We start from the raw sequence: 12,717 nt of genomic DNA, 5'->3' as shown, positions 1-12,717 counted from the left end.
CCGTGGTGCGGGAGGTGCTGGGTCGCCGACGGCGCGTGTTCCGCCGCCGACGCGCGCCGCGTCGCCGCCCTGGTCGCGGCGGACACTGCCCGCCAGGCTTGCGGGTTGGGCTGACGCGGTGCCGGGTCCGTTACGCGGCCGGGGCGGGTTCCGGAGCGGAGACGGCTGCGGGGGCGGGGGCGGCGCCGGGCTCGGTCAGGGGGCGTTCGCGCAGTGAGAGCAGGACGCGCAGGACCGCGATCCACACCAGGGTGGAGCCCAGCATGTGCGCGGCGACCAGGGCCTCGGGGAGCTTCGTGAAGTACTGGACGTAGCCGATGACACCCTGCGCCAGCAGCACGACGACGAGGTCACGGACCCGCGCCCGCGGCCCCGCCGGGGCGTCGACGGCGCGCAGCACGAACCACAGGGCCACGGTCAGCCCGCACACGACCCAGGCCAGGTCGGCGTGGAGCTGCGCGATGGTCTCCCACTTCACCTGGACGCGCGGCACATCGCTGCTGTCGCCCGCGTGCGGACCCGCGCCCGTCACCAGCGTGCCGACCGCGATGAGCACGGCGGAGGCGACGACCAGCAGCCAGGTCAGCTGCCGCACCGGCTTGCCGACCAGCGGGCGGGGACCCGCGTCGCCCTCGCCGGCCCGCTGCCAGGTGAGCAGCGCGACCGCGATGAGGGCGCTGGACAGCAGGAAGTGCGAGGCGACGGTGTACGGGTTGAGCCCGGTCAGCACCGTGATGCCGCCCAGCACCGCGTTGCCCATGACGACCCAGAACTGCGCCCAGCCCAGGCGGGTCAGCCCGCGCCGCCACGGCTGCGCGGCGCGCGCCGCGACGATGGCCCAGCCAACGGCGGCGCACAGCACGTACGTCAGCATGCGGTTGGTGAACTCGATCGCCCCGTGCACGCCCATGGCACCGGTCGCGGTGAGGCTGTCGGCCGTGCACTTGGGCCAGGTCGGGCAGCCGAGCCCCGAGCTGGTCAGCCGGACGGCGCCGCCGGTCACCACGATGACCACGCTCATCACGAGCGCCGCCAGGGCAGCCCGCCGGACCGTCGCGGGGGACGGGGTCCAGCGCTGGGCGATGAAGGCCAGCGGGTTTCGCACGGCTTGGCCTGCTTGGCTGAGATTCGGCACGGCCACCATCGTAGGCGCCCCCTTGTGCAATCCTTCACGAGGGGGACGGCCAGGGGGAGGGGATCGGGCCATGAGCGGGGTCGACCGGCGGAAACTGATCTACGGGGGCGCCGCCGCGGCGTTGACGGGCATCGGCGCGACCGCCTGCAGCGCGGCCGGTACGCCCGCCGCCGAGGCCGTGCCGCGGCCGAGGAGCACCACCCACCCCGGTGTGGTCGACGTCGTCGCCGACTTCGGCGCCAAGGGCGACGGCACCACCGACGACAGCCGCGCCTTCGCCGACGCCTACCGCTACGCCGAGTCCCGCCTGGACGACCACACCGGCCGTACGGTGATCGACGTCCCGCCCGGCAAGTACCTGATCACCGAGCCCGGCGCGCTGCTGGCCGGGGACAACCCCCGCAACCGGGCCAACGGTCTGCGCTTCCGGGGCGCCGGCCTGCGCATCAGCGAGATCGTCTTCGCGCCGGAGAAGGCCGACGGCGCCTTCCTGTGCGTCAACGACGACATGTGGCAGAACATCGCCTTCGAGGGCCTGCGCTTCACCTCCGGCACCCCCGGCGCCTCGTTCTTCTCCTCCTACTCCACCGGCGGCGCGGCGAACTACCGCTTCGGCGACTGCGAGTGGATGGGGGAGTGGGAGTACGGCATCGCCCTGGACGGCACCAACACCAACTCCGAGATGCGCTGGGAGGCGTGCCGGGTCGGCGGCGCCTACCGGAAGGCGTTCCTGTACTCGGGACTCTCCAGGCGCTCGGCCCATCCGGAGCAGCAGGACCAGTTCCTCAACTACTGGTTCACCGACATGAACGTCACCTACGAGTGGGGCAACTTCCTGGAGTTCCCCTACGGCGGCTCCGTCACCTGCCGCGCCGGGAGCTACGTCGTCACCGGCCGCCGCCCGGAACCGCACCCCGACTACGGGTACGAGAGCGCCTTCTTCCGCTTCCCCCGGTCACAGCACTTCAGCTCGGTCCAGCGCTTCCACGCCGAGGACATCCGCTTCGAGCTGCGCGGCCCGGACACCGTCGTCATCGACTGCGAGTGGGCGGGCGGCACCGTCCACTTCAACGACTGCGACGACACCGCCAACGCCTTCAAGTCCTTCGCCCCCGGTCTGCGCGCCCACCGCTACACCCTCGGCCCGCGCGGACCCCTGGTCCGGTACGACTCCTGCCAGCTCACCGGCGCGCACCAGTTCCGCACGCAGGCCGAGGAGCGGCCACCGGTGTGCGTCCGCTACGACATGTGCCTGCTGGCGAGCCACGGTCCCGAGGACGGGTTCCTGGCCCTCGGCGAGGGGCAGGACGGCGGCTTCGCGCGCTTCGTGGACTGCGTCACGCCCGCGTGAGTCAGGCGCCCACGGTGCCGTCGACGCCCTCACGGAGGAAGTCGGCGTGCCCGTTGTGGCGGCCGTACTCCAGCAGGACGTGCACCATGACCATCCGCAGCGACACGTCCTCCCCCCAGCGGGGCTGATGCCCGGCCAGGTCGAGCGAGGCGGCCTCGCGCTCGATGCGGCGGGAGTTCTCCACCTCGGCCTCCCACGCCCCGAAGGCCTCGGCGCGGGTCGACGCGCTCGCGTCGTACGCCGCCTGGAAGTCGATCCGGTCGGACCAGACCATGGGGGCGTCGTGATCCTCGAACACCCGGCGGAACCAGGCGCGTTCGACCTCGGCCATGTGCCGGACCAGGCCGAGCAGGGACAGCGTGGACGGCGGCATGGACCGCCGGCGCAGTTCCTCGTCGGTGAGGCCCTCGCACTTCATCGCGAGCGTCGCCCGGTGGTAGTCCAGGAACGCGCGCAGCGTCTCGCGCTCGTCGCCGAGGCTCGGCGGTCCGACGCGGTGGTCCGCGGTCACAAGTGGGTCCCCCGTTCCGGTGATCATCAGGTCCGGAGACTACTCCCAGCGGAACCAGCGTGCCGCGGCGCCCAGGCCCAGCACCGCCCAGACGGCGAGGATGCCGAGGTCGCCCCAGGGCAGTCCGGCGCCGTGCTGGAGGACGTCCCGCAGGCCGTCCGACAGGGCGGAGACCGGCAGCAGTTCGAGCACGGAGCGGACGCCGTCCGGGAACCTGTCCAGCGGCACGACGACCCCGCCGCACACGAGCAGCAGGAGGAAGACCAGGTTGGCGGCGGCCAGCGTGGCCTCCGCCTTGAGGGTGCCGGCCATGAGCAGGCCGAGTCCGGAGAACGCGGCGGTGCCCAGGACCAGGAGCAGCAGCACGGACAGCGGGTCGCCGTGCGGGGACCAGCCCAGCGCGAACGCGATGGCCGTCAGCAGCACGACCTGCAGCACCTCGGTGACCAGCACGGACCCGGTCTTGGCGGTCATCAGCGCCCAGCGCGGCAGCGGGGAGGCGGCGAGCCGCTTCAGCACGCCGTAGCGGCGCTCGAAGCCGGTCGCGATCGCCTGGCCGGTGAAGGCGGTCGACATCACGGCCAGGGCCAGGACGCCCGGGGCCAGGAAGTCGACGGCCTTGCCGGCGCCGGTGTCGACGACGTCCACGGTGGAGAAGAGCACCAGCAGCAGGGTGGGGATGACGACGGTGAGCAGCAACTGCTCGCCGTTGCGCAGCAGCATCCGCGTCTCCAGGGCGGTCTGCGCGCCGATCATGCGGCCCAGCGGGGCGGAGCCGGGGGCTGGGGTGAAGGTCCCGGTGGCGGTCACGAACGCAGCTCCTTGCCGGTCAGCTCCAGGAAGACGTCCTCCAGGGTGCGCCGCTCGACCGCGAGCCGGTCGGGCATCACGCCGTGCTGGGCGCACCAGGAGGTGACGGTGGCCAGCATCTGCGGGTCGACCTTGCCCTCGATGCGGTAGCTGCCCGGGGTGAGCTCGGCCGCGGCCGAGTCGGAGGGCAGCGCCTTGAGGAGCGAGGCGAGGTCCAGGCCGGGGCGGCCGTTGAAGCGGAGGGTGTTCTCGGCGCCGCCGCGGCACAGCTCCTCGGGGGTGCCGCTCGCTATCACCCGGCCCTGGTCGATGATCGCCACGTCGTCGGCGAGCTGTTCCGCCTCGTCCATGAAGTGCGTGGTCAGGACGACGGTGACGCCGTCGGCACGCAGCTCCCTGATCAGGTCCCAGGTGACGCGGCGGGCCTGCGGGTCCAGGCCCGCGGTCGGCTCGTCGAGGAAGACCAGCTCGGGGCGGCCCACGACCGCCATGGCGAGCGCGAGGCGCTGCTGCTGGCCGCCGGAGAGCCGGCGGTACGTGGTGCGGCCGCAGGACTCCAGGCCCAGCCGCTCGATGAGCAGGGCCGGGTCGACGGGGTCGGCGTGCAGTCTGGCCGTGTGCCGCAGCATCTCCTCGGCGCGGGCGCCCGCGTACACGCCGCCGGACTGGAGCATCACGCCGATCCGCGGCCGCAGCGCGGCGGCGTCGCGCAGCGGGTCCATGCCCAGCACGCGCACGCGGCCGCCGTCCGGACGGCGGTATCCCTCGCAGGTTTCGACGGTGGTGGTCTTCCCGGCGCCGTTCGGGCCGAGCACGGCCGTCACGGTGCCCCGGGCGACGGACAGGTCGAGCCCGTCCACCGCGGTCTTCGCGCCGTACCGCTTGACCAGTCCGGTCAGCTCGACCGCGGGGTCCATTCGCATGACGGGCAGTCTACGAACCCGGCGGGCCGCTCCGGCCGGGAGGGCCGTCGCGGGTGCCGGATCCGGTCGGTGCCGTGCGGGCCTACGGGGCCCGTTCGAGGGTCGGGGGAGCGCCGCTGCCCTGGTGGGAGCCTCGCACGGGGGGTGGGCCGGCCGCAGCCGGGAAGATCGTTTTCGCAGGTCAGGTTAGGTTTCCCTAAGTGACACAGCCCACCGATCACCCAGTGGACGCCGCTTGCCTCTGCCGGATGAATTACGCAACACTGGGCTTGTGAAATACGGGTCCGAGGCTCAGGAGGAGCAGACGACCGGGGAGCGGAGCACCCGCAACCGGGTCGCCAGGTCCGTCCTGCTCCACGGGCCGTCGACCGCAGCGGACGTGGCGGAACGGCTGGGCCTGACGCAGGCGGCGGTCCGGCGTCATCTGGACGCCCTCGTCGCCGAGGGCATGGTGGAGCCGCGCGAGAAGCGGGTCTACGGTACCCGCGGCCGCGGACGCCCAGCGAAGGTCTTCGCGCTCACCGACTGCGGACGCGACACCTTCGACCAGGCCTACGACCAGCTCGCCGCGGACGCGATGCGCTGGATCGCGGAGTCCGCCGGCGGCGGGCCGCAGGGGGAAGCCGCGGTGTCGGCCTTCGCCCGCGCCCGGGTCGCCGCGCAGGCCGAGCGCTACCGGGCGGTCGTCGAGGCCGCCGATCCCGAGGAGCGCACGCAGGCGCTCGCCAGGGCGCTGAGCCAGGACGGGTACGCTGCCACGACGCGCGGCGCGCCCGCCTCCGCCGGTGAGCAGCTCTGTCAGCACCACTGCCCGGTGGCCCACATCGCCGAGCAGTTCCCGCAGCTGTGCGAGGCGGAGGCCGAGGTCTTCTCCCGCCTGCTCGGAACCCATGTACAACGGCTGGCCACCATCGCCCACGGCGACGGTGTCTGCACCACCTTCGTGCCGAAGGCCGGCCCGCAATCCCACAACGCAAGCAACGCCGGGAGGAACCCCGCATGACTGCCCCCCTGGAGACGGCTCACCCTGAACTCGAGGGTCTGGGCACCTACGAATACGGCTGGGCCGACTCCGACGTCGCCGGCGCCGCGGCCCGCCGCGGGCTCAGCGAAGAGGTCGTCCGCGACATCTCGGCGAAGAAGAACGAGCCCGAGTGGATGCTCAAGCTGCGGCTGAAGGGTCTGAAGCTCTTCGGGAAGAAGCCGATGCCGACCTGGGGTTCGGACCTCTCGGACATCGACTTCGACAACATCAAGTACTTCGTGCGGTCCACCGAGAAGCAGGCGGAGTCCTGGGAGGACCTGCCCGAGGACATCAAGAACACCTACGACCGGCTCGGCATCCCCGAGGCGGAGAAGCAGCGCCTGGTCGCCGGTGTCGCCGCGCAGTACGAGTCCGAGGTCGTCTACCACCAGATCCGCGAGGACCTGGAGGAGCAGGGCGTCATCTTCCTGGACACCGACACCGCGCTCAAGGAGCACCCGGAGCTCTTCCAGGAGTACTTCGGCACCGTCATCCCCGCGGGTGACAACAAGTTCGCCTCGCTGAACACGGCCGTGTGGTCCGGCGGTTCCTTCATCTACGTGCCGAAGGGCGTGCACGTCGAGATCCCGCTGCAGGCCTACTTCCGGATCAACACCGAGAACATGGGCCAGTTCGAGCGGACGCTGATCATCGTCGACGAGGACGCCTACGTCCACTACGTCGAGGGCTGCACCGCGCCGATCTACAAGTCGGACTCGCTGCACAGCGCCGTCGTCGAGATCATCGTGAAGAAGGGCGGCCGCTGCCGCTACACGACCATCCAGAACTGGTCGAACAACGTCTACAACCTGGTCACCAAGCGCGCCGTCGCGTACGAGGGCGCCACCATGGAGTGGGTCGACGGCAACATCGGCTCCAAGGTGACCATGAAGTACCCGGCCGTCTACCTGATGGGCGAGCACGCCAAGGGCGAGACGCTGTCCATCGCCTTCGCGGGCGAGGGCCAGCACCAGGACGCCGGCGCCAAGATGGTGCACATGGCGCCGAACACCTCGTCGTCGATCGTCTCCAAGTCGGTGGCGCGCGGCGGCGGCCGCACCTCCTACCGCGGTCTGATCGAGATCGGCGAGGGTGCCCACGGCTCCAAGTCCAACGTGCTGTGCGACGCGCTGCTGGTGGACACCATCTCCCGCTCGGACACCTACCCGTACGTGGACGTCCGCGAGGACGACGTGTCCATGGGCCACGAGGCGACGGTCTCCAAGGTCAGCGAGGACCAGCTCTTCTACCTGATGAGCCGCGGTCTGGAGGAGAACGAGGCGATGGCCACGATCGTCCGCGGTTTCGTGGAGCCGATCGCGCGTGAGCTGCCGATGGAGTACGCGCTGGAGCTCAACCGGCTCATCGAGCTGCAGATGGAGGGCTCGGTCGGCTGACGCCGAACCCGCATCTCCGCCAACTCCGGTACCCACGAATCGGTGCCCCTGCGGGGCCGTGAGCGAGCCGAAGGGCGCGCCGGTGCCGAAAGCGACGAGACCAAGCGAGGAACGAGCGCAGTGTCGAGGAGCGTCGGCACCGGGCCGAAGCGCCCGGAGGCGAGCGAACACAATAAGGCAGAAAGAGGCAGTAACACAGCCATGGCTGAAACCATCCCGGCCGCCGGTGCCACCACCGAAGGGGCCATCCAGGTCGGCCAGCCCCGGGACGCGCGGGTCAGCGCGCCCGCGTCCTACGACGTGGCCGACTTCCCCGTGCCGAACGGCCGTGAGGAGGAATGGCGCTTCACCCCGCTGGAACGGCTGCGCGGTCTGCACGACGGCACCGCCGTGGCGACCGGTGGCGGCGTCAGGGTCGAGGTGAGCGCCCCCGAGGGCGTCACCGTCGAGACCGTCGGCCGGGACGACGCCCGCGTCGGCAAGGCGGGCAAGCCGGTGGACCGGGTCGCCGCGCAGGCGTACAGCTCCTTCGAGAAGGCCGGCATCGTCTCCATCCCCAAGGACGCGGTGCTCACCGAGCCGGTGCGGATCGCGGTGCACGGCGAGGGCGGTGTGGCCTTCGGCCACCAGGTCGTCGAGGTCGGCGCCTTCGCCGAGGCGGTCGTGGTCCTGGACCACACCGGTGACGCCACCGTCGCCGCCAACGTCGAGTACCTGATCGGCGACGGCGCGAAGCTCACCGTGGTCTCCATCCAGGACTGGGACGACACCGCGGTGCACGCCGCCCAGCACACCGCGCTGATCGGCCGTGACGCGACCTTCAAGTCCGTCGTGGTCACCTTCGGCGGCGACCTGGTACGGCTGCACCCGCGGGTGGTCTACGGGGCCCCCGGCGGCGAGGCGGAGCTGTACGGCGTGTACTTCACCGATCGCGGCCAGCACCAGGAGCACCGCCTCTTCATCGACCACGACACCCCGCACTGCCGTTCCAACGTGGCCTACAAGGGCGCGCTGCAGGGCCAGGACGCGCACGCGGTGTGGATCGGCGACGTGCTCATCCGCGCCGAGGCCGAGGGCACGGACACCTACGAGCTCAACCGCAACCTGGTGCTCACCGACGGCGCCCGGGTCGACTCCGTGCCGAACCTGGAGATCGAGACCGGCGAGATCGTCGGCGCCGGCCACGCCTCGGCGACCGGCCGGTTCGAGGACGAGCAGCTGTTCTACCTGATGGCCCGCGGCATTCCGGCCGACGAGGCCCGCCGGCTGGTCGTGCGCGGCTTCTTCGCCGAGCTGATCCAGCAGATCGGCGTGGCGGACCTGGAGGAGCGCCTGCTGGAGAAGATCGACGCGGAGCTGGAGGCGTCCGTCGTATGACCACCCCTGGAGGCTTCGTCCGCGTCTGCGCGCTGAGCGAGCTGGAGGAGGACACGCCGAGGCGTGTCGAGCTCGACGGCGTTGCGGTGTCGGTCGTCCGCACCGAGGGCGAGGTGTTCGCGATCAACGACATCTGCTCGCACGCGAACGTCTCGCTGTCCGAGGGCGAGGTGGAGGACTGCCAGATCGAGTGCTGGCTGCACGGCTCGTCCTTCGACCTGCGCACCGGCAAGCCGTCCGGGCTGCCCGCCACGCGGCCCGTCCCCGTATACCCCGTACAGATCCAAGGGGACGATGTGCTCGTCTCCGTCACCCAGGAGTCCTGAGGCACCCATGGCAACGCTTGAGATCCACGACCTGCACGTTTCCGTCGAGGCCGAGGGCGGTCCGCGCGAGATCCTCCGCGGCGTCGACCTGACCGTGAAGCAGGGCGAGACGCACGCCATCATGGGCCCCAACGGCTCCGGCAAGTCGACCCTCGCCTACTCGCTGGCCGGGCACCCGAAGTACACCGTCACCGGTGGCACCGTCACCCTCGACGGCGAGGACGTGCTGGCCATGTCCGTCGACCAGCGGGCCCGCGCGGGTGTCTTCCTCGCCATGCAGTACCCCGTCGAGGTGCCCGGCGTCTCGGTCTCCAACTTCCTGCGCACCTCGGCCACCGCCATCCGCGGCGAGGCCCCCAAGCTGCGCACCTGGGTGAAGGAGGTCAAGGAGGCCATGGAGCGCCTGCACATGGACCCCGCCTTCGCCGAGCGCAACGTCAACGAGGGCTTCTCCGGCGGTGAGAAGAAGCGCCACGAGATCCTCCAGCTCGAACTGCTCAAGCCGAAGATCGCGATCCTGGACGAGACCGACTCCGGCCTGGACGTCGACGCCCTGCGCGTCGTCTCCGAGGGCGTCAACCGCGTGCGCGAGAGCGGTGAGGTCGGCACGCTGCTGATCACCCACTACACGCGCATCCTGCGCTACATCAAGCCCGACTACGTCCACGTCTTCGCCGCGGGCCGGATCGCCGAGTCCGGTGGCCCCGAGCTGGCGGACAAGCTGGAGGCCGAGGGCTACGAGGCCTACACGAAGGGAGGCGTATCCGCGTGACACCGCAGCTGCCGGGCCTGCTCGACACCGAGGCCATCCGCAAGGACTTCCCGGTGCTCGACCGGCTCGTCCACGAGAGCAAGAAGCTCGTCTACCTGGACAACGCGGCGACCTCCCAGAAGCCGCGCCAGGTCCTGGACGCCCTGAGCGAGTACTACGAGCGCTACAACGCCAACGTCCACCGTGGCGTGCACACGCTCGCCGAGGAGGCCACGGCGCTGTACGAGGGTGCCCGCGACAAGATCGCCGCCTTCATCAACGCTCCCAGCCGCGACGAGGTCATATTCACCAAGAACGCCTCGGAGTCGCTGAACCTGGTCGCCAACATGCTGGGCTGGGCCGACGAGCCCTACCGCGTGGACCGCGACACCGAGATCGTCATCACGGAGATGGAGCACCACTCCAACATCGTCCCGTGGCAGCTGCTCTCGCAGCGCACCGGTGCGCAGCTGAAGTGGTTCGGGCTGACCGACGACGGCCGGCTCGACCTGAGCACCATCGAGCAGGTCATCACCGAGAAAACGAAGATCGTCTCCTTCGTGCTGGTCTCCAACATCCTGGGCACGATCAACCCGGTCGAGGCGATCGTGCGCCGCGCCCAGGAGGTCGGCGCCCTGGTGCTGATCGACGCCTCGCAGGCCGCGCCGCACATGGTGCTGGACGTGCAGGCGCTCCAGGCCGACTTCGTGGCCTTCACCGGTCACAAGATGCTCGGCCCGACCGGCATTGGCGTGCTGTGGGGCCGCCAGGAGCTGCTGGAGGACCTCCCGCCGTTCCTGGGCGGCGGCGAGATGATCGAGACCGTGTCGATGCACTCGTCGACCTACGCGCCCGCGCCGCACAAGTTCGAGGCGGGCACGCCCCCGATCGCCCAGGCGATCGGCCTCGGCGCGGCCGTGGACTACCTGTCGGCCCTGGGCATGGACAAGGTCGAGGCGCACGAGCACGCCCTCACCGCGTACGCGCTGCGCCGGCTGAAGGAGGTGCCCGAGCTGAAGATCATCGGCCCGGACACCCCCGAGGGCCGCGGTTCCGCGATCTCCTTCACCCTGGGTGACATCCACCCGCACGACGTGGGCCAGGTCCTGGACGAGCACGGCATCGCCGTGCGCGTCGGACACCACTGCGCGCGGCCGGTCTGCCTGCGGTACGGAATTCCCGCGACCACGCGAGCGTCGTTCTATCTGTACTCCACCCCGGCCGAGGTCGACGCGCTGGTCGAGGGCCTGGAGCACGTACGGAACTTCTTCGGCTGAGGACGGACGGCGAGCCTGTGAAGCTGGATTCGATGTACCAGGAAGTCATCCTGGACCACTACAAGAACCCGCACGGACGGGGCCTGCGCGACGGCGATGTCGAGGTGCACCACGTCAATCCGACGTGCGGCGACGAGATCACGCTGCGCGTGCGGCTGGACGGCACGTCCATCCAGGACATCAGCTACGAGGGCCAGGGCTGCTCCATCAGCCAGGCCAGCGCCTCCGTGCTCAACGAACTCCTGGTCGGCCGGCAGGTCGACGAGGCGGTGAAGGTCCAGGAGGTCTTCCTGGAGCTGATGCAGTCCAAGGGCAAGCTGGAGCCCGACGACGCGATGGAGGACGTTCTGGAGGACGCGGTCGCGTTCGCCGGCGTCTCCAAGTACCCGGCGCGCGTGAAGTGCGCCCTGCTGAGCTGGATGGCGTGGAAGGACGCCACCGCCCAGGCTCTGGGCGATGGCGCGGCGAGGGAGTCCGCATGAGCGACAACGCAGAAGTCATGACCACGAAGCCGGCGAGCGAGGAGGAGATCCGCGAGGCCCTCTACGACGTCGTCGACCCCGAGCTGGGCATCGACGTCGTCAACCTCGGGCTGATCTACGGCATCCACATCGACGACACCAACGTCGTCACCCTCGACATGACGCTCACGTCCGCGGCCTGCCCGCTGACCGACGTCATCGAGGACCAGGCCAAGTCGGCCACCGAGGGCATCGTCAACGACCTCAAGATCAACTGGGTCTGGATGCCGCCGTGGGGCCCCGACAAGATCACCGACGACGGCCGCGAGCAGCTGCGCGCGCTCGGCTTCAACGTCTGACCCGCGCGGGACCGCGACGGCGGGGCGCCACTCCTCGGAGTGGCGCCCCGCCGTCGTATGTACGGGCGTACGCATCGATGTGTACGCTCGTACACATGGCATACGCATTGCTGGGCGGCGCGATCCTCGCCGAAGTGCTCGGGACGACCTCGATGAAGTACAGCGACGGCTTCACCAGGCTGTGGCCGTCGCTGGGCACGGCCGTCGGCTACCTCATCGCCTTCGCGTTCCTGGCGCAGACCCTCAAGACCCTCTCCGTCGGCACCGCCTACGCCATCTGGTCCGGGGTCGGCACCGCGGCCATCGCCGGCATCGGCATGGTCTTCCTCGGGGAGGCCGCGACCGCGGCCAAGCTGACAGGGGTCGTCCTGGTCATCGCCGGAGTCGTGGTGCTCAACCTCGGCGGCGGCCACTGATGGTCCGCCGGTACGACCCCGACCGCCGCCAGCGCATCATCGACGCCGCGATCCGGGTGGTCGGCGACCGCGGCATCGCGGGGCTCGGCCACCGCGCGGTGGCCGCCGAGGCCGATGTGCCGCTCGGCTCGACCACGTACCACTTCGCCACCCTCGACGACCTGCTGGTGGCAGCGCTGGCGCAGTGCAACGAGACGTACTTCCGGGAGGCCGAGGAGCGCGCCCTGTTCTCCGGCCCCGACGGCGACCTGGCCGCGGAGCTGGCCCGGTTCGCCGAGGAGGCGGTCACCCGGGACCGCCCCCGTGCGCAACTGGAGTACGAGCTCTACCTCGCCGCACTCCGCCACGAGGCGGTACGCCCGGTCGCCGCGGAGTGGGTGGACCGCATGGCCGGCCTCCTGGCCCGCAGGACCGACCCCGTCACCGCCCGCGCGCTGGCCGCGCTCGTCGACGGGATGTGCCTCCAGGCCCTGCTCACCGGCGGGGACATCGACCGCGAGGAGGCGCGTGCGATCTTCGCACGGGTCATCGGCGCGCCGGATCGGACCCGCTGACCTATACCGGACGCGACCTGATCCGGCACCGCCCCCCGCGGCATT

Annotated in this window: 15 protein-coding genes; 11 read left to right on the top strand and 4 right to left on the bottom strand. The window is 70.8% G+C overall.

The annotated features are described in order from the left end of the window. Positions 1 to 130: 130 nt before the first annotated feature. A complete protein-coding gene (locus ACIP98_RS08835; RefSeq protein ID WP_319661198.1) occupies positions 131 to 1,144 on the bottom strand; it encodes a COX15/CtaA family protein in 1,014 nt (337 codons plus the stop codon). A 61-nt stretch (positions 1,145 to 1,205) separates the two neighbouring features. Between ACIP98_RS08835 and ACIP98_RS08830 the strand changes: the two genes are divergently transcribed. Beyond that, positions 1,206 to 2,486 (top strand): glycosyl hydrolase family 28-related protein, encoded by a 1,281-nt coding sequence (locus tag ACIP98_RS08830; protein ID WP_319661199.1) that lies wholly within the window; start codon positions 1,206 to 1,208, stop codon positions 2,484 to 2,486. A gap of 1 nt (position 2,487) precedes the next feature. Here the strand turns inward: ACIP98_RS08830 and ACIP98_RS08825 are convergent, their stop codons facing one another. From ACIP98_RS08825 to ACIP98_RS08815, 3 genes are read right to left on the bottom strand one after another with little or no spacing between them, the layout of a single operon-like run. Continuing rightward, complete coding sequence (locus ACIP98_RS08825; RefSeq protein ID WP_401974545.1) at positions 2,488 to 2,997, bottom strand: DinB family protein; 510 nt, start codon at positions 2,995 to 2,997, stop codon at positions 2,488 to 2,490. 39 nt (positions 2,998 to 3,036) lie between these two features. Continuing rightward, a complete protein-coding gene (locus tag ACIP98_RS08820) occupies positions 3,037 to 3,807 on the bottom strand; it encodes an ABC transporter permease (RefSeq protein WP_319661201.1) in 771 nt (256 codons plus the stop codon). Then, positions 3,804 to 4,730 carry an ABC transporter ATP-binding protein gene (locus tag ACIP98_RS08815; protein WP_401974542.1) on the bottom strand — a complete coding sequence of 309 codons (927 nt, stop codon included), beginning with the start codon at positions 4,728 to 4,730 and terminating at the stop codon, positions 3,804 to 3,806. The genes ACIP98_RS08820 and ACIP98_RS08815 overlap by 4 nt, the downstream gene beginning before the upstream one ends. 271 nt (positions 4,731 to 5,001) lie before the next feature. On the opposite strand from ACIP98_RS08815, the gene ACIP98_RS08810 reads away from it, so the two are divergent. The 10 genes from ACIP98_RS08810 to ACIP98_RS08765 all read left to right on the top strand — a co-directional run bounded on the left by ACIP98_RS08810 (position 5,002) and on the right by ACIP98_RS08765 (position 12,672). Then, a complete protein-coding gene (locus ACIP98_RS08810; RefSeq protein WP_319661203.1) occupies positions 5,002 to 5,733 on the top strand; it encodes a metalloregulator ArsR/SmtB family transcription factor in 732 nt (243 codons plus the stop codon). Continuing rightward, positions 5,730 to 7,151 (top strand): Fe-S cluster assembly protein SufB, encoded by a 1,422-nt coding sequence (gene sufB / locus ACIP98_RS08805; RefSeq protein WP_319661204.1) that lies wholly within the window; start codon positions 5,730 to 5,732, stop codon positions 7,149 to 7,151. The genes ACIP98_RS08810 and sufB overlap by 4 nt, the downstream gene beginning before the upstream one ends. 201 nt (positions 7,152 to 7,352) lie before the next feature. Then, positions 7,353 to 8,528: a Fe-S cluster assembly protein SufD gene (sufD, locus tag ACIP98_RS08800; RefSeq protein ID WP_401974539.1), complete on the top strand. Its 1,176-nt coding sequence runs from the start codon at positions 7,353 to 7,355 to the stop codon at positions 8,526 to 8,528. Further along, positions 8,525 to 8,854 carry a bifunctional 3-phenylpropionate/cinnamic acid dioxygenase ferredoxin subunit gene (locus ACIP98_RS08795; RefSeq protein WP_401974537.1) on the top strand — a complete coding sequence of 110 codons (330 nt, stop codon included), beginning with the start codon at positions 8,525 to 8,527 and terminating at the stop codon, positions 8,852 to 8,854. Before sufD ends, ACIP98_RS08795 begins: the two co-directional genes overlap by 4 nt. 7 nt (positions 8,855 to 8,861) lie before the next feature. After that, positions 8,862 to 9,626 (top strand): Fe-S cluster assembly ATPase SufC, encoded by a 765-nt coding sequence (sufC, locus tag ACIP98_RS08790; RefSeq protein ID WP_319661207.1) that lies wholly within the window; start codon positions 8,862 to 8,864, stop codon positions 9,624 to 9,626. Next, positions 9,623 to 10,882: a cysteine desulfurase gene (locus ACIP98_RS08785; protein WP_319661208.1), complete on the top strand. Its 1,260-nt coding sequence runs from the start codon at positions 9,623 to 9,625 to the stop codon at positions 10,880 to 10,882. Before sufC ends, ACIP98_RS08785 begins: the two co-directional genes overlap by 4 nt. 17 nt (positions 10,883 to 10,899) lie before the next feature. Further along, positions 10,900 to 11,364, top strand: a complete 465-nt coding sequence (sufU, locus tag ACIP98_RS08780) for a Fe-S cluster assembly sulfur transfer protein SufU (protein ID WP_319661209.1) — start codon at positions 10,900 to 10,902, stop codon at positions 11,362 to 11,364. Continuing rightward, the gene (locus tag ACIP98_RS08775; protein ID WP_319661210.1) at positions 11,361 to 11,702 is read left to right on the top strand and encodes a metal-sulfur cluster assembly factor; all 342 of its coding nucleotides are present in this window, start codon (positions 11,361 to 11,363) and stop codon (positions 11,700 to 11,702) included. Before sufU ends, ACIP98_RS08775 begins: the two co-directional genes overlap by 4 nt. Before the next feature lie 95 nt (positions 11,703 to 11,797). After that, complete coding sequence (locus ACIP98_RS08770; protein ID WP_319661211.1) at positions 11,798 to 12,118, top strand: multidrug efflux SMR transporter; 321 nt, start codon at positions 11,798 to 11,800, stop codon at positions 12,116 to 12,118. Further along, a complete protein-coding gene (locus ACIP98_RS08765; RefSeq protein ID WP_401974532.1) occupies positions 12,118 to 12,672 on the top strand; it encodes a TetR/AcrR family transcriptional regulator in 555 nt (184 codons plus the stop codon). Before ACIP98_RS08770 ends, ACIP98_RS08765 begins: the two co-directional genes overlap by 1 nt. Positions 12,673 to 12,717 lie beyond the last annotated feature (45 nt).

The organism is Streptomyces sp. NPDC088354, assembly GCF_044753585.1.
Taxonomy (GTDB): Bacteria; Actinomycetota; Actinomycetes; order Streptomycetales; family Streptomycetaceae; genus Actinacidiphila.
The sequence above is the reverse complement of the archived record's forward strand: the minus strand, read 5'-3'. Positions and strand labels throughout refer to the sequence as shown.

What these genes read in the sequence shown, in the direction of transcription:
- ACIP98_RS08795 (WP_401974537.1), top strand. Translation starts at nt 8,525, where the DNA reads ATGACCACCCCTGGAGGCTTCGTCCGCGTCTGCGCGCTGAGCGAGCTG.
- ACIP98_RS08765 (WP_401974532.1), top strand. Translation starts at nt 12,118, where the DNA reads ATGGTCCGCCGGTACGACCCCGACCGCCGCCAGCGCATCATCGACGCC.
- sufD (WP_401974539.1), top strand. Translation starts at nt 7,353, where the DNA reads ATGGCTGAAACCATCCCGGCCGCCGGTGCCACCACCGAAGGGGCCATC.
- ACIP98_RS08775 (WP_319661210.1), top strand. Translation starts at nt 11,361, where the DNA reads ATGAGCGACAACGCAGAAGTCATGACCACGAAGCCGGCGAGCGAGGAG.
- ACIP98_RS08830 (WP_319661199.1), top strand. Translation starts at nt 1,206, where the DNA reads ATGAGCGGGGTCGACCGGCGGAAACTGATCTACGGGGGCGCCGCCGCG.
- ACIP98_RS08815 (WP_401974542.1), bottom strand. Translation starts at nt 4,730, where the DNA reads ATGCGAATGGACCCCGCGGTCGAGCTGACCGGACTGGTCAAGCGGTAC.
- sufB (WP_319661204.1), top strand. Translation starts at nt 5,730, where the DNA reads ATGACTGCCCCCCTGGAGACGGCTCACCCTGAACTCGAGGGTCTGGGC.
- sufC (WP_319661207.1), top strand. Translation starts at nt 8,862, where the DNA reads ATGGCAACGCTTGAGATCCACGACCTGCACGTTTCCGTCGAGGCCGAG.
- ACIP98_RS08770 (WP_319661211.1), top strand. Translation starts at nt 11,798, where the DNA reads ATGGCATACGCATTGCTGGGCGGCGCGATCCTCGCCGAAGTGCTCGGG.
- ACIP98_RS08835 (WP_319661198.1), bottom strand. Translation starts at nt 1,144, where the DNA reads ATGGTGGCCGTGCCGAATCTCAGCCAAGCAGGCCAAGCCGTGCGAAAC.